Here is a 24,191-nt window from a genome sequence, read left to right as displayed (position 1 = left end):
AAATTAGGTAAATGAACTGTTTTCAGTTTGTACCCTTCGAATTCCAGTCTATTAAAATGATATACTATGTATTGGTATGTCATAAGCCTCAAGGAGGATCTGCATGAAAAGTCTGGAACTCAATCCACTTATTCACGTGCTTAACGAGTTGGAAACCCGCAGCTGCCTTATTGAGCAGCAGGGTAACATGATCATGAATTATTATCGTGAACCTCAAATTGCTAACGAACTCTATAAAATAAATTCCTGTACCAAAAGCGTGATTTCTGCATTAGTTAGTATCGCTATGGACCAGCAACGGGGACCGAAACCGGAGACGCCAATCCTCGAATTCTTTCCCCAGTTGGCCACAGATAGTGATTCTCGAAAGCGTGATATTACGATTGAACATCTGCTGACGATGTCTGCAGGCTTTAACTGGACGGAATTTGGCGGGCAAAATTCTTTTCCTACCATGAGCAAAACGTCAGACTGGGTGCAATTTGTGCTTTCACAGCCATTATCGGATGTGCCAGGGACGCGAATGGAATACAGTTCTGGCTGTTCTCAACTTTTGGCCACCATACTACGTAATGTTTCTGGACAAACAGTTGCTGAATTTGCCGAGCAGCAATTATTCCAACCGCTCGGTATCGAAAGCTACCATTGGGAGACCGATCCTCAGGGCACGCATACGGGTGGATTCGGACTGCATCTCAGGCCGATGGACATGCTCAAATTCGGGCGGCTTTATCTGAACGAAGGAGGCTGGGAAGGACGGCAGATCATCCAAACAGAGACAGTCCGATATTCAACCCGTCCGTTTCTTCCTGCTGCCAAACCACAAAAAGCATTTTACGGCTGGCACTGGTGGACTTCTTCCTTTTCAGATGAAACAGAGACAGGAAATGAAAGAGAATATTTTTACGCTCTCGGCTTCGGTGGGCAATACATTGTTGTCGTCCCGTCGTATGACATGGTTGTTGTCGTTACCGCTGATAAATTCAAAAAGAAACGGGCTCCTGTGGATATTTTCCGGCAGTATATTGTACCGCTGCTACTCCAGCAGAATGGTAGGAATAGATACAGAAGCTAAAAGTTGCAACTGGTCTCTAACAAAAATCTGCATCAAAAAGGGCTTGCCTGTTGGATCAGGCAAGCCCTTTTTTTGCATATAATCGCTACATTATGACATACTTCATCCACTATCTAGAGCCTTACCTAGCCCAAGTGAATCGTAAGCTCTTGCTGTCCGCTGGAAGCTGGTGTAATGATTACACCCTGTTCTCCCGACTGGCTGCTGCCTTCCTCCACTTGAACAGCCTCATGGATACCGCGCAGGACTATCGACCATGGTTTAACAGCACCTTCAGCCTTCACCGTAATAACAGAATCCTTGCGGCTGGCAGTAACCGTTAGCTCTTCTTCACCTGACGTATTCACGATTACCGTTCGAGCTTGTTGCCCCTCTCCAAGCTCAAACAAATGAAGCGCCACTTGATCAGCATAATCATAATCCGGACGACTGTCCTCATGACCGATTGCCAACAGTGTGTTCGGCTTCACGAGCACAGGCAAAGTTGCAAAATCATGATGCTCGTTAACCCAACGACCACCTGACACTCTCTCATTCGTAAGTAAATTCGTCCACTGACCCTCTGGTACATAATACTGTACACTGCCTTCTTTATTAAAGATCGGAGCTACCAAAATGGAATCTCCTAGCATGTATTGTCGATCGAGCGTTGCACAGGTTGGGTCCTGCGGGAATTCCAACACCATAGCCCGCATCATCGGCAGTCCCTTCACCGAGGATTCCACAGCAGAAGCATACAGGTGTGGCATCAGCGAGCATTTGAGTTTGGTAAAGCTGCGTACCACGTCGACTGACTCTTCGTCAAACAGCCAAGGAACACGGTACGACACGTTTCCGTGTAGTCGGCTATGGGAGGATAAAAGTCCAAACTGCACCCACCGTTTGTATAAGTCCGGCGCAGCCGTTAGTTCAAAGCCGCTAATATCATGGCTCCAAAAGCCAAACCCACTCAAGCCAAGTGATAATCCGCCCCGCAATGATTCTGCCATCGACTCATACGTCGACGAGCAGTCTCCGCCCCAGTGAACCGGGAACTGTTGCCCCCCAGCCGTAGCAGAACGTGCAAATAACGCTGCTTCATTTTTACCCAGCTTTTCCTCCAGCACTTCAAACACTGCCTTGTTATACAAATGCGTATAATAATTATGCATTTTCATTGGGTCAGAGCCATCATGATAAACTACATGTGTTGGAATACGCTCACCAAAGTCGGTTTTGAAACAGTCCACGCCCTGATCGATCAGCACCTTCAGCTTATCCTGATACCATGCGACAGCAGCCGGATTTGTGAAGTCAACCAGCCCCATTCCTGCCTGCCACAGGTCCCATTGCCAAACGCTGCCATCAGCTGTTTTGACCAGGTAGCCATTCTCCATGCCTTCATCGAACAAAATGGACTTTTCTGCAATATACGGGTTGATCCATGCGCAGATTTTGAGGCCCTTAGCCTTCAATCTCCGCAGCATGCCTTCTGGATCTGGGAACATATCTTGATCCCACTGGAAATCACACCATTGGTATTCCTTCATCCAGAAGCAGTCAAAATGGAATACCGAGAGTGGTAGATCCCGCTCAGCCATCCCGTCCACAAAATGGTTCACGGTCGCTTCATCATAATCTGTTGTGAACGAAGTGGTCAGCCACAAACCAAAGGTCCAGGCTGGTGGTAATGCAGGCTTACCCGTCAGCTTGGTGTAATTGTCCAGTACCTCTTTAGGGTTAGCTCCACCAATAATAAAATACTCTAACGATTCGCCGGAGACGCTAAACTGAACCTTTGATACATTTTCCGATGCAATCTCATAGGATACCTTTTCCGGATGGTTGACGAACACACCATACCCTTTATTCGATAGATAAAATGGAATGTTTTTATAGGCCTGCTCACTGCTAGTCCCGCCATCTTCATTCCAGATATCGACCACTTGGCCATTTTTTACGAACGGGGTGAAACGCTCTCCGAGTCCATATACGTACTCACCGATGCCCAGCTCCAGCTGTTCTCGGAAAAAAGGCTGATCCTGCGGGTCTGTAATATAGCCTGGTCCCCGATGTCCGCTGCCTGTGACTTTACGATCCTCGACATAAAAGCCTACATCCCAGCTCTTCCCACGACCGACTCGCACACTCAGATCGCCGCTTTTCAGTACCGCTGCGTCCTCATCCACTGTTATATCTACCTCTGTTGGCAAGGTGTGAATCTCAAAATTCGGCCCCTGATGCACCCGTCCCTTATGGTGGTTCAGACGCACCTGAATGACATTCGGCATAGGCGAGCTGTAGGTCGCTTTCAGCAACGCTCCGTTCAGTGTATCTCCTTTGTGCTCGATCCGGTGGGTCGCTGCATATACCGTCATGGAAGCATCGTCCGTCACAATATCACGGATATCAGCAGGATTTTGTATTTCATAGCCCTTGCGAACCATCCAATAGCCATCAGTAAATTTCATCTGTTACTTCCTCCGCTTCAATCTCTATTTTCTTGATCCCAAATCGCTTGTTGGATTTTTTCGAAATCCTTACTATAATAATATTGATTTATGTAAGGGTTTACTTCGTTTATTTTGACGTATTGTATCAATATTTTGATGTTTTCTATATAAATCAGTTTGCAGAAGAGGAGTCGTTGAAATGCAAAGGGAAATGTTGCGGGAAAACCGCATTCACGGCAATCCCATGTACCCAGTCAGCGTATATCCGAGCGTAGAGCAGTTGAACGGAAATAGTATACTGGAGTCTCATTGGCATGAAGAGATGGAGTTTATCGTAGTGGAGCAGGGAAGCGCCATTTTTCAGACGGATATGTTCTATACGGAGGTTAACGAAGGTGAAGCCCTTTTTGTCAACAGCGGCGAGCTTCACGCCGGTTATTTACAAAAAAGCCCTCGCTGCATATTTTCTGCGGTGGTGTTTCATCCAGACATGCTGCACAGCCGCACGCAGGATACGGTGCAGACGCAGTTTATTGACCCATTTATCAGTAAAAAGCTTGTCCCTCCCCCTCACATTCGAGGCGTGCAGCCCTGGGAGCAAGAGGTGCTGGTTGCGTTGCGACACATTATCACCAGCCATGAGCAGAATGCGCCTGCCCATGAATTGGCGACCAAGGCGCAGCTCTATAGCATGATTGCCTGCCTGTTTCCACACATGACCCCTGCTAACGGAGAGGATGTGATTATGGCGGGTCAACGCAACAAAGTTGAACGGATCAAAAAAGCGCTGGCGTATATCAACAGTCATGCTCATGAACCTATACGTTTACGGGAGATCGCAGATGAGATTGGAATGAGTGAGGGGCATTTTTGCCGTTTTTTTAAGCAGATGGTTCAGAAAAGCCCGGTAGAATATATCAACTATAATCGGATTCAGAAGGCTTGCAGGTTGCTGGAGCAAAGTGATCGCAAAGTGGTTGATATTGCGCTGGATGTTGGTTTTGACAATTTAAGCTATTTTATTGCGACCTTTAAAAAATGGAACGGCCTGACCCCTTCGCAGTACCGTAAGCAGCACGAAGCAGATCAGGCGCTTGCTGTCCCTTATATAACAGACTAATATGCCATAGGATAAATCATTTATTTTTTTTGGGCTTCATAAGTACTAAAATTATTTTTCTTCCTCTTAACTTAGTAAATATGTAGCCAGCTACACCTCCTAAAACAGAGGGAATTAACCACCCTAACCCTACATTATATAATGGAAGAAGATGATTGAAAAAGTCATTAATTACATTAATTTTTATTCCAGCAGCATTCAAGCCATCAAATAAACTAACGATAAAGGTTAATATCAAACTGCCTTGATATACTTCTGACTTTCCTTTAAATACGGGATGTAAAAAAGTTAAAAATATAAGAGAAATAGCAATAGGATATATTGCCATTAATACTGGCGTTGAAACCTTAATAAGCTGTGTTAAACCTATGTTGGCTACAAGAGCACTAAATATAGATAACATGAGAGCAACTCTTTTGTATGAGACTTTCGGAAATAATCCATGAAAAAAAGAAGAGCAGGAAGTAATAAGCCCCACACTTGTCGTTAAACACGCTACTGTAATCATTAAGCCTAATAGAATAGAACCATAAGATCCAAAATAATAGGAGGAAACCTTAGCTAGCACCTCAGCGCCATTTCCCAAAACACCCAATTTTTCAACGCTAGAAGCTCCCATGTATGAAAGAGACGTATAGATAAAAGCTAAGAGTATAACCGCAATTGCTATCGCTTTGGCACAAATGATCATCAACTCTTTTTTTGTAGTGACTCCTCTATCCTTAATTGCATTCACAATGATAATTCCAAAAATAAAGGCTACAAGAGCGTCCAATGTTAAATAACCCTCTTGAAAGCCTTTGAAAAAGACATTCGATGTATAACCTTCCGCAGGTTCTTGGAATTTTCCTATTGGGTGAATAATAGCTACAATCACAAGTAATCCAATGAATGTCAATTTAATGGGTGTTAAGAACTTTCCGATAACATCAATAATTTTTGTAGGATTAAGTGATAACAAGCATGCAACTCCAAAAAAAAGGATAGTAAATACAACAAGTGCGACAGGATGATCTGCATTGTTAGAAAAAAAAGGTTTTACTCCAATTTCAAATGACACACTACCGGTTCTAGGAATTGCATATAAAGGCCCGATGGCCAGATAAAGAATTGTTGTAAAGACTAGACCGAATACAGGATGTACACGACTCGCTAAAGTTTGCAAATTGCTTTTGCCTGAAAAAACAAAGGCTGTGACGGCTAGTAATGGTAAGCCAACTCCGGTAACCAAGAAACCCGCATTGGCTACCCATACATTCTTTCCAGCCATTTGCCCAAGCATAGGTGGAAAGATTAGATTCCCTGCACCAAAAAATAAGGCAAATAGCATTGAGCCTATAATGATAATAAAGGACGAAGAAACACTTTTCGACATAATAAATCCTCCAACTACGAACTCACAACATTTTGTTTTTATTCGTTTTCTTTTTAATTTGTATAATATATGTTAATAGAGCATAGTGATAACCCACGCCTTTAGGATGAGTGGGTTTCGTCTTAACTCATCGTTACACAATACTCTATATACGATCAGTATTTCAAGTAACTTTGTACTTGCAGAATGAACTTAGTGAGCTTAATGAACTATAAGAGAATTTTACACTTAGGACTTATTTCTTACAAGATGTAGATATAGTACTATTCTTCTTCAACATATTTAAAATAGTTTGAGCCCCCATTTAATCCATATCAGGATCTGCTGTTTTATCCGAATTCTCAACTGATTGAAATAAGCACAGGAAATCTTGGGAAAATGCCCTATGGAAGCGAGTGAATAATCCTTACAATTAATAGTACAAGACAATACATATTGACGTTGGCAACACATTGAGCGGCTACAATTTGAAGGGGTGCTTAAACATGATGAATTTGGCAAAACGCAACTATTGGTCTCTGAGTATTTTTAACTTCGCTTATCTGTTTACATGGTCTGCTGCCATGTCTTTTTTTGTCATTTGGCTGGGACAAAGCTTGGGAATTTCAGAAACCTACACGGGATTTCTATATGCGGCTAACTCAATCGTGGCCTTGATCATGCAGCCCCTGTTCGGTTACTTATCCGATAAGCTGGGTCTGAGAAAACATCTGCTGTACATACTCTTTACGATTCTTTTGCTCGTCGGACCCTTTTTTATTTATGTGTACGGTCCATTACTACAAACGCAGTTCGTCATTGGTGCCATTGTTGGTGCGCTATTTATCGGCCTGGTATTTAATGCAGGTAACGGTGTCGTCGATTCGTATATGGACAAAGTTTCGCGTAAATACGGCTTTGAATACGGACGGGTTCGTATGTGGGGTTCACTTGGGTGGGCGGCGGCTACTTTTGTTGCAGGACGGGTCATCAATATCAATGTAAACCTGACCTTCTGGATTGCCTCGGTATCTGCCGTTGTTGCCATGATCTGCATCTTTCTGACCAAAGTCGAAATTTCCGGACAGGAGCAGCAGAAAACAGAATCGTTGAAGCTAATCGATGTGCTGCATCTCGTGCGTACCAAAAAGTTCTGGTTTCTTATGCTATTCATGGTTGGCGTGACCCAAATCTATGAGGTATATGACCAGCAGTTTGCCACATACTTCGTATCGCAGTTCAGTTCCAAAGCGGAAGGAAATCAATTCCTCGGTGATTTAAGCGCTGTGCAGGTTTTTCTGGAATTTGTGTTCCTTTTCGTTACCCCTTGGTTTGTGAACAAAACGACCGCCAAATGGGCATTAATTATTGCCGGGTCGATTATGTCTCTGCGTATTATCGGCTCTTCGTTGCCATTCGGTTCCATATGGGTAGCTGCAATGAAGATGATTCACTCCCTGGAGAAACCGCTTATTCTGGTTGCCATCTTCAAATACATTACCGTTAACTTTGACCAGCGCTTGTCCTCCACCATGTACCTGCTGTATTTGTTTATGGGCTCCCTGGTGGTTTCCATTTTCTCGCCCATTGTGGGGCATATGTATGAAGTATTGAATTTCCCGATAACTTATGTAATTCTGGGTTTCATTGCAGGCCTGTTCACCATCATATCCTGCTTTACACTGACAGCAGACAAGAAGAATGGGGAGCGGTATCTGGAGGAACGTCGTAAACAGGATCTGAAAAGAGCAGCCAAAAAAGCAGAAGCCGTTCATTCGTAATCTAATGGTTTGAGCTTAACAAAACAGCGGCAGTCTAGGACTTTTTTCTCGTCCAAGGCTGCCGCTCTTAACTCCAGTTGGTTTGAAGCTTATTTTAAATCTTGAATACCGACACCGTTTGATTCATCTCTTCCGCTCTCTTGGCAAGCATGTTAGCACCTGCAGACACTTCCTGCATGGATGCGGTAGTTTCCTCGACTACGCTTGCGACTGTTTGAGTAGAATCTGCTGCACGTTCGGAGATTTCAGCAATTTTCTTCATCGATTCCACCATAGAAACGGTTCCTTCATTTACGGATCTTGCTTCTAAAGCCGCCGTGTCCACCTCACCGCTCACTTCTTCAACGGCACCTACAATCTCAGAAAAAACGTTACCTACACCTTCGACAAGCATCATGCCTTCATTCAGAGATTGAACACCTTCATTCATTGAAATCACAACTTCATCTGTTCTTAAGGTAATTTCGTTGACAAGCGAAGAGATCTTGCCTGTTGCTTCACTTGCTTGTGCCGACAGATTGCGTACTTCATAAGCGACAACCGCAAACCCTTTTCCCTGCTCTCCCGCTCTTGCAGCTTCTATACTCGCATTTAGTGAAAGCAAGTTGGTTCGGGCTGCTATATCACTGATCATAGCTGTGATCTGTTTAATCTCCGCAGACTTTTCTCCTAGAATATTTACCACTTCAGCGGATTGAGTTACCTTGGTATGCACATCTCTTATTTGGAAGACAGTCGAAGACATTTGGGTTTTCCCGTTGTTTGCTTTTTCTTGTGCTTGGGTTGTGAGATTAGCCACATGAACAAAGCGATTGGTTATGTTGTCTACACTTTTAGAAACGTCCACCGTGTAATTCAGCGTTTCAGCTATATCTGCAAGCTGTGTCTGAGATCCCTCTGCGACTTGAGTGGCACTTATAGCTATCTGCTCGGTAGCGATGCTTGTCTGTTCCGCACTGGCCGTTAACTGTTCAGCCGTAGAGGCAACCAGTAAGGAATTATCCACAACTTCCTTTAAAAGGTTGCGCAGTGAATCGCACATTTCATTAAAATCGGACGCCAGTTCCCCGACCTCATCTTTTGATCTGACCCTGAGGGGTTCCACTTGCAGATTCCCCCTGGTTACCAGCTTCATCTGTTCCGCTATCTTTAATATGGGCTTAGTGAACGATTGAGCCAGTAAAAAAGAACCGATAATGCCAAGGATCGTACATATGATAGTCAGAGAAATCATCAAAATTCTACCTGAATGGTAAGATTGACTCGATTGATTAGCCGCATCCGTTGCGTATTGCTCATTAAGTAGCTTCAGTTTATTTACATCTTCTAATGCTGCCTTATAAATAGAAGAATTTCCATGAATGATCATGTAGGCCATCACTTTGTCGTTTTCTTCCATGGCAGCGGAAACCACTTTTAGATGGCGAAGATACATTGCCCACTGACCATAAAAGTTAGTGAACAGTTCTTTTTCCTCTGCCGTAGAGGCTAAACTTTGATATTCATTTACACTCTTATCCATTGAAGCTGTAGCTTTGGTTAGTTCTTCTTGATAAGTACTGCGAACAGCCGCATCCTCTTCAAGTATCAATCGAACGGTGAGTCTATCAATTTCTGTAATCTGCTTATCCATACCTTGAAGAAGAATAACCGCGGGTAAAGACCTGTTATTTACCTTGTTAGAAGCCTCACCCATTTCCGACATCTTAATGACGCCTATAACACTTGAAAGGGACAGTACGATAACCAGTATGAGCGCTGCACTAATTATTTTTTTCTTTAACGTTAATTTAAACATCTTTATCTTCCTCCCGTAACTGGTCTCGTATCATCACTGCTGAGCTTTCCAGTATATGCGTATTTGGCGCAACAGCTCAGTCTTATCTATCTTTCCACTGATATAGCTTTGGATAGATGCTCCTGTGATACCCCCATGATCAGGTGGAAGGGTTGCCATAAACGGCAGTGTCTTTCCGGTCGAGATATACGACTTGATTGATCGTCCCAAAGGATCGGCAGGCTCTAAATCAATATTTTTGAACGCAGGTACCATATTAGCCTTGTTTACCAGAAAATCTTGTCCGGACTTGTCGTATACCATCCAGTTCAGAAATTTCTTTGCTTCCTCTTGCTCCTGAGGTGTGGTAGCTGTGGAGTCAATGAAAATATACTTTGTTACACCGACTGTAATCTTAGCATTGTTAGGGTCATCCGTATTATCGCTTAACGGAAGGGGCAAAAAACCGTATTCCTCATTTGCTGTATCATTGCTCTTAATCCCAGCCCAAGCCCAGTTGCCCATAAACCAAAGCCCCACTTTTCCCTCTCCTAATGCTTTGACTCCATCGTCATACGTGCTGTCCAAAGGTGAATTCTTATTGATGCTGTTATTCTTGAGCAGATCTAAAGTTTGTACCCATCCAGACATTACATTATTTTGGGACATGTCTATGGAGTTATCCTGCATACCTTTAACAAACTCTGGAAAACCCACAGGTTGAACAGAATAAGACAGAGCTAAAAGATGAGAGCCGAGAGACCAGTCCATTGGTGAAAGCATGACCGGTGCTACTCCCGTCTTCTGAATCTTAGCCATTAATGAGTTCAGGTTGCTTCTACTTTTCACCGAAGAAGGATCAAAAGAACCCCCAGTTGCCTTGTCCAATACTTTCTTGTTATAGATTAATCCGTAGCCTTCTACTGCAAATGGGAATCCCAGCACAGCATCGTTTTTCTTAACTGCATCAAGTCCATTTTCTATCGTATCGGCTACCCACTTCTCTTTACTTAAATCAACGGCTTTATCCAGGAATGTCTGCGTGTCGCCCGGGTCAAGCATCGACATAGTTGCTGGACTTCCTGAGCCGTACATCGACATCAGTTTTTGATATGCTGACGTTCCCTCTGGAGCGGTTATAATCTCCAAAGATACTTCAGGGTGCTCTTGATTGTATTGTTTTGCTACTTCTTCTAATTGGGTTTTTATTTCAGATTTGGAATTCAAAAGTGTAATCTTGGTCGTCTGCTGTGATACTGGTGAAGCTGAACAACCTATAAACATCATTAAACATACTAGAGAAATCGCAACTTTTAGCTGTTTTCTCATTAACTTTCCCCCTAAGGATTTACTTTGATAAATTTTATGAATAATATTCAATGTTATCGACATAATTCTCCAGGAAGATTAGCAATTTTTAGTTGGTAAATATCGGAAGGTAATTAAATAGTACAAACTGGTTGTTACGTTAAGTTAACGGACAGGACAGCGCAACGTTTTTTTATCCAGTTGCGTCTTAATATGGGGGAAAGTTACTGCGCAACAAATTTAACCGAAAAAGGAGCAATCATTTATGAAAAAAGCATTCTTTGCGGCTTTTCTTGCAATTTTTTTATTTATTTCATCGTCCACTACTTATGCAGCACAAAATCAGATCAAAGTTGACGGTGTGACTATTACATCCGATGTAAAGCCCGAAATGAAGAATAAACGCACTATGGTACCTCTACGTGTTATAAGCGAAAGTTTGGGGGCTAGTGTCGAATGGTCCGATTCCGAGGTTATTCTCGCTAAAAGCGAGATGAAAGTAAAATTAGCAGTAAACAGAAGCATAGCGGAGAAAAATGGTAAAAAGATGCTCTTGATGTAAAACTATATACGAAAAATAATCGCATATATGTTCCACTTCGTTTTATTGCAGAGGCGTTTGGCTGCAATGTTAATTACAGCAACTTTGCAGTGACTGTTGATACTAAACCATTGTTCATAAACGGTGTACAAGTAAAAGCACTTCAACAGGAATACCATATGTTTATGGGCGGCGTAGTTCAGCAAGTTAATGGCAATGCATATAATGAAACCATTTATAATATTTTCGCAAAAAACATAGGTAAAAAGGTCGAAGCACCTGCAAACTACTCTTGGAGCTTCACTATTGACACACCTGGATCTTATTATAAAAGCACAATATGATTTTTTAGGCCAAAAAGGGAAAAGCTTAGCTCGTTTTGATATTTATTCTTTAATTAGTCCTGTTCCATCTGAACTTTCAACAGAATATCCAGAGATTTTGATTCATGACGTATCGAAAGATGAGTGGTATTTGTTTAACGATACCGCAAGAAAATCCATTAATCAGTTAATGGATACCGCTGGAAAGAACGGTTTTCTGAAGATTATAAGTAACACAGTTGTATAATGTGATTTTTTCTTATTACACTTTTTCGTCTCCAAAAGATAAAAGGCGAATTCCCAGCTGAACATAAGCAGCACAGGAATTCGCCTTTTTTAACCGTATATAAGATGAACTCTTCATTTTACATAGAAAGCGGAATGACGGTTATTTTTCCATCTGTAGCATTTCTGACTCATAGGACTGAAATGCATTTTCCATACCCATCACTACATCTTTAATCTTCATGTATCCTTTGGTATACGGCTCCGAATCGCGAATTTCTTCCCACATATAGTGATATTGCTTCATGTCCTCCGTTTCGCATACGACGAAATCGGTGTAGTCCTTTCCAGGCAGTGCTTCTGCATCAAAAAAACGAACCTGAACATGTTCGCTATATTTTTGAATGGTAGCCTGCAAGGCCCCCGCATGTTTTCGACGTTCCTCCCGAGGTAGAGCCAACCAGGAAGGGTAGAACTCCAATAATACAATCATCATATAACGCATATGCCTTATCTCCTTTTTTGGTGAAGCTTGAATGATGTATCGTTATTGTACGCTGATTGTCTACAACGTCGCATTAACATAGGTTAATGCGGATCACTACGCAGCAAACGACTAAGTGATACAGGGGAGACGCCTATGTACGAAGCTATATGATATTGGGCAACTCGTTTGTCCAATCCGGGGTATTTGAGAAGAAAAGCATGATAACGCTCCTTAGCGGAAAGATACAATAATTCGCGCTCCCGTTCCTCTTTTCGAATATAAAGTCTTTCTACACTTTTACGGACGAATCTTTCCCACATATGGCTTGTATCCATAAGCTCCTTCAATACGTGATATGGAATTTCAATGACAACCGAATCTTCCATGGCCTCAATCGAAAAAGTGGATAGTCCTCCTTGGATCATAGCCCCATAAGAGGTTACGTAATCATCTTCTGGCGAAAAACCAACATTATATTCTCTGCCATCTGCTAATGTATAAAATAAACGAAATAATCCCTCTGAACAAAAATAGGCATGTTTCACAGGCTCATCCGTTTCAATGAGAACCGTTCCCTGCTGAATATGCTTCACACAGGTTTGCTCTACAAATCTGTTCCAATCCTGCTCTATAATCGAGGCATGATGAGCCATTTTTTCTAATGAACGATAATAGGGATGCATCTGCTCACCGCTCCTTGACTTTTATAAAGGAATCGAAGATATTTTTTTGACTCGTGTATGAAAAACAGGGGTTATCCCTCAGGTCTGGGCAGACCTGCAGGACAACCCCCAGCGTCGTGTTCTATCAGACTTCCGCAGCATCCTCTTCCACAAAAAGAGATACCTTGCGGATGCCATCCGCTCCGATCACGACAAGCCCCTGATCCGACAGACGGATTTCAGGGATAACGACCAGTGCGAGCAGTGACAGTGTCATCAGCGCGTTGTTCAGCATGCAGCCGGACTGCTGAAGCGCCCGACTGATACTTTCGGACTGCGCAGCTACCTCTGCAAACGGAGCTGGGGACATCAGCCCGGCGATAGGTAGCGGGAAGCGCGTCTCACCCGAGGCGGATACGACCACCACGCCGCCACGCAGGGCAACAGCCTGCTTCGCCGCCTGGGTCATGAGCTCGTCATCATTACCAATGACGAGCAGGTTGTGGCTATCATGCGCGACGGTCATGGCAATCGCAGCCGGCTCGGTGAAGCCGACACCTGTCACAAGTGCAACCGCGTGACTGCCACTGGCATGATGGCGCTCGAAAACGGCTATTTTGCACAAATCCTGTGCAGGATCTGCCGTGATTTCTCCATTACGGATCGGAACGATCATTCGCACTTCCTTCGTGTCCACGTGGTTTTCCGTAACACGAATCACCCGTACAGGTACATTCCCCTCCTGTACTGGAGCCGCAATGCGAAAATCTGCAGCACTCAGTTCTCGTCCCAGATGGACCGTGTCCATCACTTCAGCAGGATAAACGAAGCCTTCCCAATCGGCGACCATTTGACCGTGCTCGGCCACCAGCTGGCCCGCTGCGATGGTAGCCGTCACATTCACTTCGGCCAATCGGCCATCAAGCAAAATAATGTCGGCAATCGCACCCGGAATGATCGATCCGATGTCCCGTGCCACGCCGAAGCGCTCTGCCGTATTCAGCGTGGCCATCTGAAACGCGGTTACGGGCTTGACGCCCTGTGCAATCGCATGACGCACGACGAAGTCCATCTGCCCTTCATGGAGCAAGGATTCTGCGCTGCGGTCATCCGTTACCAGCATCATGCGGCGCGTGTCGAGACCCATTTCCGTGCTGGCTCGGATCGTCTCGGCCACATCATGCCATGCGGAGCCTTGCCGCATCTTGGCATACATGCCGAGCCGGATACGCTCGGCTACATCCTCGGGTGTGACACACTCGTGGTCGCCCGTAATTCCCGCGGCTGCATAGACCGGCAGCCGCCAATCATCGGAGGCCCATGTAAAATGGCCATCCGCCACCTTGCCCGCGCGCAGCGTGGCCTGAATTTCCCCGATCATCACATCGTCTCCATAGACGACACCAGGGAAATTCATGACTTCGCCCAGCCCGATCATATCCGGGCCCCAGCTTAACGCCTCTGCGACTTCCGCCGGGCCGAAGGAGGCACCCGTCGTTTCCAGCTCCGGACCTGTGGACGGGACGCAAGAAGCCACCTGCATGTAAGCAGCCAGCGGTGTCGTACGTGCTTCGTCCAGCATCAGACGAAGCCCTTTTAGACCCAGTACATTGGAAATTTCATGCGGGTCAAAAAAACCACCCGTCACTCCCAGTGGCAGTACAGCCTTAGCGAACTCCGTTACGGTCAGCTGCGTGCTTTCGATGTGACAATGTCCGTCCAGTAACCCCGGTGCCATATAGCAGCCTTCCGCTTCAATGATTATGGTGTCTTCTCCAATCGTATGACTGACGTCCCTACCGACGTAAGCGATACGAGCACCTTGCACAGCAATAGACATGCCCGGCAGCAACTCGCCCGATACCACATTGACCAGTGTTCCTCCGCGGATCACCAGCGATGCCTTGCGCTCTCCTCTAGCTGTAGCTACCAACTCGGGTACACAGTCCGCTAGCGGCGGGCGTTGAAATACACTCTTCATGTCCATTACGTTTGTAACCTCCGTTTATGCTTCTTACCTGTTTTGCTTATTTGCTTATGTTACTGGAATACGCTCCATAATGCCAGCCAGCTCTACATCTATTCAAGTATCGCATGGGTTCCTAAGGCATTGGTCCCCGGCTGATTGCCAATGTCCTCTCTATAGAACACGATCACTTTCTTCCATTTTAAGGGTATACGTATCCGAATCCCGTAAACTCACGAATGGCGTAATCTCCCCTATGCTATAAATATGCAGCAGATGCATCGCTCGCGTACAGGCGGTGTAGAACAGCTTACGCTCACTCTCACGCTGGTATTGTTTCGCTGATCCGTCATAAATCAGAACCGCATCGAATTCCACGCCTTTTGCCAGGTAGGCCGGAATGATATGAATCCCCTTTTCAAAAGCAGGAGTTGTTTTCTTAATTAGTTTTGGCTTCACTGACAGCTGTCCTTCCAGCGCTTCGTAGGCTGCCGCGCTTTCGTCGGCATTTTTACAGATCACCGCGATGGATTCATAGCCTTCTGCCAACAATTCTGTGACATTCCCAACTATCAATTGATGCAACTTTTCAAACGAACGCACCTCAGTAACAAGAGGCTTCTCACCTTTACGGTTAAACGGTACAATGTGCTCTCCCCCAGCGACCATCCCCCGGGTAAATTCCACAATCTCCTGTGTTGAGCGATAGCTGCGTGTCAGGGAAATCATCTCGGTCTGATCTGCACCATACAAGTCATACAATGGTTCTGCATCCTGAAGCACCGAGGCATGGGCATAGATCGCCTGATTAAAATCACCCAGTGCCGTCATTTTAGCCTGTGGAAATAAACGCTTGAAGAACGCCAGCTGGAATGGGGAATAGTCCTGTGCCTCATCAATAAACACGTGACGGATGTTGCTATTGGAACGAAAGCCCAGCATCAGCTCACGCAAATATAAAAAGGGTGTCACATCCTCATACGCTAACTCCCCAGCCCGAATTCGTTCCAGAGTTTGTCGACTAATTTCACCCCAGCTGACGGGCAGCTCTGCATGATTCGCCAGTTGGCTCAACAATGCCTCATTCATAAACAGCTCGCTGTAGAGTCGGGTCGTATCTACGAAGCGAAGCGCCTTAATCCATTTGCGCAGGGGCTTTAAGCGGCCACTGACCACCATACGCGCCAATATTTCTCTTTCACGCGTAAAATCGTCGAAGGTATCGCCCTTATTCTTGGATTTACGGCGCATACGGTTATAGGCACGCTGATAATCCTCCGGCTCCATCAGATCCATCTGTTGATCCACCCATGGGGCGGAGCATTCTTCCTTACCAAAGCGGGCCAGCTCTTTGAGCATCCAATCCCGTAGCAGTTCCAATCGATTCGCCAGCCGCACCGTAGAGTCGAATTCATAAAACTTGCGTGCCATTTGCTCTACTGAAACCACCTCACGTCCCTGAAAACGGATGGGTTTAAAACGCATTCCCTCCTGTTCCAAATACGTCTTGTAGCTTGTAATCACATGTAAGAACGTCTTGGACGACTTAAAGCGGATACCCTCCATCCTAGCTTCATACCCAGGCTGTAACGATGCTGAAAGCACATATTCCAGCTGTTCAAATGGATCTTCTAACTGAAACTCCCGGCCCAAACGCCGCTCCAAATATTCCTGAAACGTGGCCTGAAGCATATTTTCCTCACCTAATTCAGGCAATACTGTCGATACATAACTGTTAAACATCGGGTTAGGCGAAAATAGCACGACCTGATCCGCTCGTAAGCGATCCCGGTACTTATACAGCAAATACGCTACTCTCTGAAGCGCAGCAGAGGTTTTGCCACTTCCTGCCGCCCCCTGAACAATGAGCATCCGGCTTCGATCATCACGGATGATGCGATTCTGCTCCCTTTGGATGGTAGCGACAATACTTTTCATTTGAGCATCCGAGCTGCGGCTCAATACTGCTTGAAGAAGTTCGTCTCCAATCGTCACCCCTGTATCGAACATAAAACGGATCTGTCCATCACGGATCGAGAATTGGCGCTTAAGCGTGAGTTCCCCTTCCATCTCCCCGGCCGGGGTCTTATATGAGGCAGGCCCCGGCATGTTATCGTAATAAAGATTGGAAATAGGCGCGCGCCAATCGTAGATCAGAAATTCCTCATCTTGATTATCCAGTAGGGAGGCAATCCCCAGATAAACACGTTCCGCAGTCTGTCCTTCCTCAGCAAAATCAATTCGTGCAAAATACGGTGAATCAAGCAACTTTTTCAAACGACCTAACGCCTCTGTGGAATGCTTGTGTCTTCGTTCCCGCTCAGACAAAATCTCAGACTGCTGACGCAAACTGGTGGACGTCTCGCCCACATCATCCGCCTCACTGAAATTGATCGTTACCTCATCCCAGAAGTCTTTACGCATATCGACGACATCTCCGCGCACAGAACCAACCTCTGTCTCTAGCTTCCGAATACGCCCGCTAATCACTGCGGTCACATCTTCTACTCTTCGTTGTTCTTCATTCCATTGCTGTTCAGTAGTCACTGGCATCGCTCCTGTTCCGTTTCCTCCTGCTCCATGCAGGGCTCCCTTGCGTACAAACTATGCTCTATTATGGACCCGGGCATACTCGCGGCATCCCCCTGATCCGGGAAAATTGACTAATCCTTTGAAGCATGCTATAATGTAACAAGAAGTGTAGTTCACAACTTACGCTTATGGTTTCACCATAAAACAGAGCATTCTCTATTGTAGCAAGTTCAGTCCCTGTTCGCAACCAGCGGGCTTTTTTTGTGCGTTCTGGCAACCATCTATTAACCTGTTCTTACATACTTGAATTCATTACATAAAAAAGCGACCGTCCATCTGATTGATGAATGCGGTCGCTTTTCTTTAGGAAATTCGCCTATCTGCTCTCTTCTACAGGATGAATATGATCGGCCAGTCTGCTCAACCTCTCCAGCTGATGACCATAGTCGTACATCGCCGCAGCCACAATGGACAGCCGCAGCATTCCTTCCTGACAATGGTCAAAACGTGTAATCGCATGCTTCATAAATTCGCCGTTGGCTTGCTGAAACAATTCACTTTCGTCCTCATTCGGCTTTAGCTTATCTTCGAATTTCAGTAGAGCATGCTCGTGAAAACGAATCAGCAGCTCCAGATGACTGTCAAAAAAAGCATCCGTTCCTTTTGGCCGTAAAGACTGGAAGTAGTGTCTTTCCACTGCATCCAGTACCTCATATCCTTTGTGTAAACTTCCGAGCATTTGTTTGTATACTACCATTTGTCTCGTTTGACTAAACTTGGAGCGCTTGAGCTTCTTCTGCTCTTCCTCGAACAAATGATATTTGTCCGACAGCGATTTAATGGCTCCCTCCAGATTTCCTTTTTCCTCTTTAAAGACAGACTCCTTAATCTCATCGGAAATGGCAGTACGCAGCAGCAAGGACATGCTGTTAAATACATTTTGAATCTGATTAATAAACTGCCTTTTCGGTTTCGGGGGAAAAACACTAACATTGATGACAAAAGCAGACACAATCCCAATCAAAGTGAGCGCAAAGCGGGTCACCGCAAATTTCCAGTCCCCTGAGGCTTCCATTACAGAAACAACGGTCACGAGTGTCAATCCAACCGTATCAGCCATATTTATTTTCAGACATATCATAAGTACCAATACACACACCAGTCCAACTGCAATCGGCTCATTCGAAAATACCATTCCGCCCAGCAACGCCATGATTGCACCGAGTGTGCTTGTTTGGAGTTGATCCAGAAAATAACGCCACGACCTATATATCGACGGTTGCATGGCAAAAATAGCGGCTATCGCTGCCCCCACAGGCGAATGGGTGTTCAAAAGCGTGCTCAGAAAAAGGGCGAGCGTCACTGCGATTCCCGTTTTTAACACCCGTGCTCCAAAAGCCAAAGCCATCCCCCCTGCTTACCTTTCAAATTTATTCATACCGAATTACTATAATGAAAATTCAATGTAAAGTCCATGCTTTATTATTACCCAAAACAATCGGAGATCAGGAATATTTATGAAATGTACAGTTCCTGCTAGAATACATATCAACAGTATTAACTTATTTGCAACACGTCACAGGAGGAACTCATCGTGCCATGGATTAGCAAAATGTTAGAAGAGCCCCGAAAGTGGCCGCGTAATATCCGATTGTTTTTTATGGCCAATCTGTTGTACCAGATGGGCACGGGAATGTTTTCTGTACTGTATAACCTGTATATCCAAGGGCTTGGCTTTGATGATGATATGAACGGCCGGGTGGTCAGCATGCAGGCGCTGGCGACGGCGTTGCTGTTCATTCCGGTCGGATTTTTGGGGGATCGGACGAGCCGCAAAAATATGCTGGTCATCGGCGCATTATTCAGCGGCCTGGCCTTTCTCGCCCGTACCTTTACAGATACCAGCGGAAGCATGTTGGTATTTGCCGTAATCTCAGGTGTATTCGCCGCCTTTATTCAGGTGCTGGCTGTGCCTTTTTTAGCGGAAAGCATTAGTAAATCCCAGCGCTTAAAAATATTCAGCTATTACTCAGCTCTTGTACTGGCAGCTCAAGTCCTGGGCAGCTTCGGGGGTGGCGTACTCGCAGATGGGCTGCAGACGTGGGGAATCACACCGCTATCCAGTCTGCGGGTTGCTCTGTTCCTTGGAGGAATGGCAACATTGACTGCTTTTATTCCTCTATTGTTCATCACAAAAACTACGGCAACCTTAGAAGCACCAGCTCCTGCCGAATCTTCACCTCAAACAGAACAAGTACATACACCGCACAGTACATCCGATATCCCTGCCTTGGAGACGCCTGCTGCTGCTTCTGATCGCCGGGTTATTGGACAATTTGTTCTTGCCCAGTTTTTTCTTGGGTTAGGTTCAGGTCTGGTCATCCCGTATCTTAATTTGTATTTTACGAACCGCTTCTCCGTATCGCTCAGCGCAATGAGTTTACTGATTGCACTCGGCCAGCTTATGACCATCCTCTCCATGTTGATCGGGCCTACCCTCGGCAGCCGGATTGGACTGGTCAGAGCTGTAGTTGGCTTCCAACTGCTTTCGCTACCCTTCCTTCTCATTACAGGCTTTACGAACGTGCTATGGATCGCTTCCATCAGCTTTCTATTCAGGCAAGCGCTAATGAATGCAGCCAATCCGCTGCAAACCGCCATTCTCGTCGAACGTGTGTCAGATAAAAATCGCGGCATTGCCAACTCCATTCTCCAGACGACCTGGATGCTAGGCACCGCAGGTATGGGACCTGTACAAGCCTATTTGGTTACAACTTATGGTAACTACTGGGGCTATGCCATCACATTTAGCATGACAGGTGTTTTCTATATTTTGTCCTCCCTCGTCTATTACAGAATGTTCCGAGAAAAGCGCCCGTCCGCGGGCCAGCTTTTACAAAACCCGGCAAGCCCGTAAACAAAATCATGACACAATAAAAGCCGGAGCCTCCAAGCGGACTCCCCTGGAACGTCATAGGATAAATGAGAATGGCGGAGGAGGAATGAAGGCATGCTTCGAGTTGCATTATTTACGGACACGTATACGCCTGACGTGAATGGCGCTGCTCTGACCCTGGAACGATGGATTGGCTATCTGGAGACACATGGAGTATCTACGCTCGTCTTCGCACCGGAGGCAGACCATCATCTGCCCTCTGGGCCGGGTGTAGAGCGATTTCGGAGTATTCCCTTTTTATTGTACCGGGAATGCAGACTTGCGATCCCCAACGCCAAACAGATCAACGAGCGTCTGTCAGCCTTTTCCCCGCATCTAATTCATGTCGCTACTCCATTTAACCTTGGCCTGTATGGAACAAGCTACGCAGCCAAACACCATATTCCACTCGTCGCCTCATATCACACCCACTTTGATAAATACCTCGAATATTACAAGCTTCGCTGGCTTGAACCTGCGTTATGGAAATACATGCTCTGGTTTCACAGACTTTGCGAAAGGGTATATGTCCCTTCTCAATCAACCATGGAATTGTTGCACAATAAAGGAATGGGACAGCTCGAAATCTGGAGTAGAGGCATTGATACTGACCGATTCCAACCAAAGGTGGACCGTAATGCAGTATGGAAGAAATGGGGCGTTCATGCAGATGCATTTGTTATTTTGTATGTAGGCAGGCTTGCACCGGAAAAGGGGATAGACACGTTACTGGATTCCTATCTCCAGTTACCCGATGACGTCCGCGCAGCCTCTGTGCTGGTCATTGCAGGAGATGGTCCATTGTATAAGGTCAAAACTGCAGCGGATCTAGGGGTGCCGGAGCATGCAGTCCACTGGCTTGGTTTTGTGAAAGGGCAGGAATTAGCTGAACTCTACGCCGCAGCCGACGTATTTCTCTTCCCTTCCACCACGGAAACCTTCGGCAATGTTGTACTGGAGGCTATGGCGAGCGGTACACCTGTGGTCGGTGCCAATGAAGGCGGGGTAAAAGATAATCTAATCCATGGAAATACAGGGCTATTGTGTCCTGCTGGGGACTCCGCTGCCTTTGCCAAAGCTGTACAGCTGTTGTACGAGGATGCCTCACTTCGCGATGCTATGTCCAGAGCTGGTAGAGCCTACAGCCTGGAGCAGACATGGGACCGTATTTTTGAACGGCTACTGGACAGCTACATGGACGCAGCAACCCTACACCTCGACAGCCGTCCCATGACGCGAATGTAGCCTTCAAAAACAGGCAATTTCAGATAGCATGATAATGGCGGGTTAAATAAATTCTGCTAATACCTTAATTGCTTCAGTAGCTTGTTATGTACCCCACTCAACAAAATCACTGCGGTCAAGGCGCCGATGAACGCAAGAAGCATATCCCACTGGGTATCCCATACATCTCCCTGTGTGCCCAAAAAGGCTTCTGCTGCCGTTCCGGTTGCCTTGGCTACAGCAAACTCAATCAGCTCGTACACAGCGCTGATCGCAAGACACACACTAACCGTGAGGAAAGTAAGCCAGCTCCCGCTTCCCAAGGCCGTTTTACGCAACAGCACTTCCCTGACAATGAGTGCAGGTACAAAACCTTGTACAAAATGCCCAAGTCGATCATAATAATTGCGCTCCAGTCCGAACGTATCCCGAATCCAGTTGAACAGTGGCATTTCGGCATAGGTATAATGTCCACCGACAATCAGGATCAATGCGTGCAGCCAGATTAGGGTGTATACCAGATTGGTAAACCGAAATCTACGGTACAAAGCCGCCAGCAGCACAGCTCCCAAAACTGCCGGGAGAACTTCCAGTACCCATGTAAAGTAATCCGCCGGGCGAATTAAAGACCAAATGAGGGCAAGCGCCAGCAATACAAGTAAAACAAGCGGGTAGCGATCATTTTTAGACCATGCCGTTGCCTGATTCATCTTCATTCCTCCTCACCCAAAGCTCTAGCCTTCGTTCGTTACGATATGTTTGACACGCCCAACCTGTCCGTCTGCCAAACGCACTTTGATTCCATGCGGATGACGCGGGGAATTGGTCAAAATATCTTTCACCGTTCCTCGCGTCAACTTACCAGTAGACTGATCCTTTTTAAGCACAATATCCACCTGAAGACCAGCGCGGATATCGGATCGATTCTGTCCGTTCATTGTAGCTACTCCTCCTTTGATTTTACATTTTTTGATGATATTCAGCCACTCAGCTGCAATCAAATCACCAGCGACGCCATTCGTCCTGGCGGTTGTTCCCCATCCAGACTACGCACATCGTGGATACATAGCTGACGAGCAAAATGACGAATAGCATCCCACTAAACTCCACAAAATGAGTACGTTGCAAGGAGTCTGCCCATATGGAAGATACCTGTGCATACAGTTGAGAGGGCGCAGAAACAATATCCCATGTGTTCCCTCGAAAGAAACGTCCAATGTAAATACCCAGGCTGCTCAACAAGAGTACCGCCAGCATAAACAGCCAACTAACAAGCCCACCACGTGCACGTTGTACCAACTGTCGTACGGATTCGAGCGATACAAAACCCATTGCCAGGCCAAGTACGGCTACCAGCAGCATTCCCAGTACATGATTCCAAAAGTACGGATTGCCCCAGAAACGTTGCTCCCCGAGAAATGGATATCTGGCGAATACATGCAGCAAATCTGTGATCAAATAGGGTGTATTGGGATAAAAGAAAAGCCATGCCGCCCCCGTAACCCAGAGTAAAAATGTCCTCGTTCCCCGCCTCCACGAGCTGTACATTACATCAAGCAGTAACGTCAACAGCATAGGAATCCAGGCCAACATCATATTCCACCAAATAAAAAGATAAGGGCGGCCCCCTGAGGGCAGTCGCACGTTAATGATCCACAATGTACTGATTACGGAGCATAAGGCCAGTGCTAAAAAAACATAGAGTTTTAGTGGATAATTTAACGATCTTAAACGGGCATACATATGTGTCTTTCCCTCCTTGTAACCGTCCTGCCTTCCTGACGTTCCAATTTACACCTGTTCTGGACAGTGTACACCACAATGGCTTCAAGCTCAATGGAAGCGCTCTATCTCTGCATCAATGAACACAAAAAAGCATCTGTTCTCCAGGAATGTACTTCATCCCCGAAAAATAGATGCTTACTGTGTTTTAGACTTCACTCACAGGTAAAGGCGTAGCTCCGGTAGTTTTAATATTCGGGCAGTATGAATTAGCGTAATATCGCTAACGGCATTATAAATTTCGTCACTAACCCCGTCCATTCGCCATCCGGCGTCCGGGATGCACAATTACCGCTTTTGCCCATAATGATGCGCATATTCCACAGATTGCACCAGTAGCTCTATTACACGTTGTCGCTTGCTTTCATCGTCAAACCCGAGCAGAACGGAATTCGTGCCGTAATCCGGATCTGGTGTATGAGGAAATGTATTGTGCACACTCGATATGCCATTGTTCCCCGCTCAATCATAGGTTCAATCGTCGTTAGCATTTCCCGGGTAATGTTATAGTTCAGCTCCACCCTGCTAAAGCCCAACTGACGGATTTCCTCTACAAGTTCTCGGCCGACCGTATGCTTTTTTTATATTCCAACAGTTAGAGGCTAAATAAATAGATTTCTTACAAATGATCTGTTATCACTTAACTCCCAAGTTCTCTTTTGTTATG

General features: G+C 45.7%; 17 protein-coding genes and 2 pseudogenes. 6 read left to right on the top strand and 13 right to left on the bottom strand.

The window, feature by feature from the left end:
- The first annotated feature begins 103 nt into the window (after nucleotides 1-103).
- Nucleotides 104-1,075: a serine hydrolase domain-containing protein gene (locus ACL9RM_RS06600; protein ID WP_250268052.1), complete on the top strand. Its 972-nt coding sequence runs from the start codon at nucleotides 104-106 to the stop codon at nucleotides 1,073-1,075.
- Between the two features lie 125 nt (nucleotides 1,076-1,200).
- Here ACL9RM_RS06600 and yicI read toward each other — a convergent pair whose 3' ends face one another.
- Nucleotides 1,201-3,525, bottom strand: a complete 2,325-nt coding sequence (gene yicI, locus ACL9RM_RS06595; RefSeq protein WP_250261757.1) for an alpha-xylosidase — start codon at nucleotides 3,523-3,525, stop codon at nucleotides 1,201-1,203.
- A gap of 181 nt (nucleotides 3,526-3,706) precedes the next feature.
- Here yicI and ACL9RM_RS06590 point away from each other — a divergent pair, with 181 nt between their 5' ends.
- Nucleotides 3,707-4,627, top strand: coding sequence for an AraC family transcriptional regulator (locus ACL9RM_RS06590; protein WP_414126235.1), 921 nt, complete (start codon nucleotides 3,707-3,709; stop codon nucleotides 4,625-4,627).
- Between the two features lie 16 nt (nucleotides 4,628-4,643).
- On the opposite strand, the gene brnQ is transcribed toward ACL9RM_RS06590, so the two are convergent.
- Nucleotides 4,644-6,002 (bottom strand): branched-chain amino acid transport system II carrier protein, encoded by a 1,359-nt coding sequence (gene brnQ, locus ACL9RM_RS06585; protein ID WP_061831307.1) that lies wholly within the window; start codon nucleotides 6,000-6,002, stop codon nucleotides 4,644-4,646.
- A 485-nt stretch (nucleotides 6,003-6,487) separates the two neighbouring features.
- Here brnQ and ACL9RM_RS06580 point away from each other — a divergent pair, with 485 nt between their 5' ends.
- A complete protein-coding gene (locus ACL9RM_RS06580) occupies nucleotides 6,488-7,762 on the top strand; it encodes an oligosaccharide MFS transporter (protein WP_250268050.1) in 1,275 nt (424 codons plus the stop codon).
- Nucleotides 7,763-7,856: 94 nt separating this feature from the next.
- Here ACL9RM_RS06580 and ACL9RM_RS06575 read toward each other — a convergent pair whose 3' ends face one another.
- Nucleotides 7,857-9,560: a methyl-accepting chemotaxis protein gene (locus ACL9RM_RS06575; protein ID WP_069291667.1), complete on the bottom strand. Its 1,704-nt coding sequence runs from the start codon at nucleotides 9,558-9,560 to the stop codon at nucleotides 7,857-7,859.
- Nucleotides 9,561-9,593: 33 nt separating this feature from the next.
- Nucleotides 9,594-10,868 carry an ABC transporter substrate-binding protein gene (locus ACL9RM_RS06570; protein WP_069291666.1) on the bottom strand — a complete coding sequence of 425 codons (1,275 nt, stop codon included), beginning with the start codon at nucleotides 10,866-10,868 and terminating at the stop codon, nucleotides 9,594-9,596.
- Nucleotides 10,869-11,112: 244 nt separating this feature from the next.
- Between ACL9RM_RS06570 and ACL9RM_RS06565 the strand changes: the two are divergent.
- Nucleotides 11,113-11,958 (top strand): annotated as a pseudogene (locus ACL9RM_RS06565) (copper amine oxidase N-terminal domain-containing protein).
- A 141-nt stretch (nucleotides 11,959-12,099) separates the two neighbouring features.
- Here ACL9RM_RS06565 and ACL9RM_RS06560 read toward each other — a convergent pair.
- From ACL9RM_RS06560 to ACL9RM_RS06540, 5 genes are all read right to left on the bottom strand, one after another.
- Nucleotides 12,100-12,441 (bottom strand): darcynin family protein, encoded by a 342-nt coding sequence (locus tag ACL9RM_RS06560; protein WP_039270101.1) that lies wholly within the window; start codon nucleotides 12,439-12,441, stop codon nucleotides 12,100-12,102.
- 83 nt (nucleotides 12,442-12,524) lie between these two features.
- Nucleotides 12,525-13,106 (bottom strand): Crp/Fnr family transcriptional regulator, encoded by a 582-nt coding sequence (locus ACL9RM_RS06555; RefSeq protein ID WP_414126234.1) that lies wholly within the window; start codon nucleotides 13,104-13,106, stop codon nucleotides 12,525-12,527.
- A gap of 124 nt (nucleotides 13,107-13,230) precedes the next feature.
- Entirely contained in the window at nucleotides 13,231-15,072 is a 1,842-nt protein-coding gene (locus ACL9RM_RS06550; RefSeq protein ID WP_414126233.1) for an adenine deaminase, read from the bottom strand.
- Between the two features lie 153 nt (nucleotides 15,073-15,225).
- Nucleotides 15,226-17,604 carry an RNA polymerase recycling motor HelD gene (gene helD / locus ACL9RM_RS06545; protein ID WP_414126232.1) on the bottom strand — a complete coding sequence of 793 codons (2,379 nt, stop codon included), beginning with the start codon at nucleotides 17,602-17,604 and terminating at the stop codon, nucleotides 15,226-15,228.
- A 355-nt stretch (nucleotides 17,605-17,959) separates the two neighbouring features.
- Entirely contained in the window at nucleotides 17,960-18,991 is a 1,032-nt protein-coding gene (locus ACL9RM_RS06540; RefSeq protein ID WP_172828310.1) for an FUSC family protein, read from the bottom strand.
- A gap of 186 nt (nucleotides 18,992-19,177) precedes the next feature.
- Here ACL9RM_RS06540 and ACL9RM_RS06535 point away from each other — a divergent pair, with 186 nt between their 5' ends.
- Both ACL9RM_RS06535 and ACL9RM_RS06530 read left to right on the top strand, forming a co-directional pair.
- Entirely contained in the window at nucleotides 19,178-20,500 is a 1,323-nt protein-coding gene (locus ACL9RM_RS06535) for an MFS transporter (RefSeq protein WP_414126231.1), read from the top strand.
- Between the two features lie 93 nt (nucleotides 20,501-20,593).
- Nucleotides 20,594-21,763, top strand: a complete 1,170-nt coding sequence (locus ACL9RM_RS06530; RefSeq protein ID WP_414126230.1) for a glycosyltransferase family 4 protein — start codon at nucleotides 20,594-20,596, stop codon at nucleotides 21,761-21,763.
- A 56-nt stretch (nucleotides 21,764-21,819) separates the two neighbouring features.
- Here ACL9RM_RS06530 and ACL9RM_RS06525 read toward each other — a convergent pair whose 3' ends face one another.
- The 4 genes and pseudogenes from ACL9RM_RS06525 to ACL9RM_RS06510 form a co-directional block, all read right to left on the bottom strand.
- Nucleotides 21,820-22,452, bottom strand: a complete 633-nt coding sequence (locus tag ACL9RM_RS06525; protein ID WP_025721732.1) for a DUF2238 domain-containing protein — start codon at nucleotides 22,450-22,452, stop codon at nucleotides 21,820-21,822.
- A 24-nt stretch (nucleotides 22,453-22,476) separates the two neighbouring features.
- Nucleotides 22,477-22,680, bottom strand: coding sequence for a YwbE family protein (locus ACL9RM_RS06520; RefSeq protein WP_039270088.1), 204 nt, complete (start codon nucleotides 22,678-22,680; stop codon nucleotides 22,477-22,479).
- A 64-nt stretch (nucleotides 22,681-22,744) separates the two neighbouring features.
- Nucleotides 22,745-23,485: a DUF1361 domain-containing protein gene (locus ACL9RM_RS06515; RefSeq protein WP_414126229.1), complete on the bottom strand. Its 741-nt coding sequence runs from the start codon at nucleotides 23,483-23,485 to the stop codon at nucleotides 22,745-22,747.
- Between the two features lie 313 nt (nucleotides 23,486-23,798).
- Nucleotides 23,799-24,154, bottom strand: a pseudogene (locus tag ACL9RM_RS06510) (sugar phosphate isomerase/epimerase); the annotation flags it as partial.
- Nucleotides 24,155-24,191 lie beyond the last annotated feature (37 nt).

This window comes from Paenibacillus sp. S29, from assembly GCF_049319765.1.
Classification (GTDB): domain Bacteria; phylum Bacillota; class Bacilli; order Paenibacillales; family Paenibacillaceae; genus Paenibacillus; species Paenibacillus polymyxa_B.
Note: the sequence above shows the minus strand (reverse complement) of the source record. Positions and strands in the feature narration are given on the sequence as shown.

Excerpts from the sequence above, each read along its gene's own strand:
- ACL9RM_RS06600 (WP_250268052.1), top strand. The coding sequence starts at position 104 with ATGAAAAGTCTGGAACTCAATCCACTTATTCACGTGCTTAACGAGTTG.
- yicI (WP_250261757.1), bottom strand. The coding sequence starts at position 3,525 with ATGAAATTTACTGATGGCTATTGGATGGTTCGCAAGGGCTATGAAATA.
- ACL9RM_RS06590 (WP_414126235.1), top strand. The coding sequence starts at position 3,707 with ATGCAAAGGGAAATGTTGCGGGAAAACCGCATTCACGGCAATCCCATG.
- brnQ (WP_061831307.1), bottom strand. The coding sequence starts at position 6,002 with ATGTCGAAAAGTGTTTCTTCGTCCTTTATTATCATTATAGGCTCAATG.
- ACL9RM_RS06580 (WP_250268050.1), top strand. The coding sequence starts at position 6,488 with ATGATGAATTTGGCAAAACGCAACTATTGGTCTCTGAGTATTTTTAAC.
- ACL9RM_RS06575 (WP_069291667.1), bottom strand. The coding sequence starts at position 9,560 with ATGTTTAAATTAACGTTAAAGAAAAAAATAATTAGTGCAGCGCTCATA.
- ACL9RM_RS06570 (WP_069291666.1), bottom strand. The coding sequence starts at position 10,868 with ATGAGAAAACAGCTAAAAGTTGCGATTTCTCTAGTATGTTTAATGATG.
- ACL9RM_RS06560 (WP_039270101.1), bottom strand. The coding sequence starts at position 12,441 with ATGCGTTATATGATGATTGTATTATTGGAGTTCTACCCTTCCTGGTTG.
- ACL9RM_RS06555 (WP_414126234.1), bottom strand. The coding sequence starts at position 13,106 with ATGCATCCCTATTATCGTTCATTAGAAAAAATGGCTCATCATGCCTCG.
- ACL9RM_RS06550 (WP_414126233.1), bottom strand. The coding sequence starts at position 15,072 with ATGGACATGAAGAGTGTATTTCAACGCCCGCCGCTAGCGGACTGTGTA.
- helD (WP_414126232.1), bottom strand. The coding sequence starts at position 17,604 with ATGCCAGTGACTACTGAACAGCAATGGAATGAAGAACAACGAAGAGTA.
- ACL9RM_RS06540 (WP_172828310.1), bottom strand. The coding sequence starts at position 18,991 with ATGGCTTTGGCTTTTGGAGCACGGGTGTTAAAAACGGGAATCGCAGTG.
- ACL9RM_RS06530 (WP_414126230.1), top strand. The coding sequence starts at position 20,594 with ATGCTTCGAGTTGCATTATTTACGGACACGTATACGCCTGACGTGAAT.
- ACL9RM_RS06525 (WP_025721732.1), bottom strand. The coding sequence starts at position 22,452 with ATGAATCAGGCAACGGCATGGTCTAAAAATGATCGCTACCCGCTTGTT.
- ACL9RM_RS06520 (WP_039270088.1), bottom strand. The coding sequence starts at position 22,680 with ATGAACGGACAGAATCGATCCGATATCCGCGCTGGTCTTCAGGTGGAT.
- ACL9RM_RS06515 (WP_414126229.1), bottom strand. The coding sequence starts at position 23,485 with ATGTATGCCCGTTTAAGATCGTTAAATTATCCACTAAAACTCTATGTT.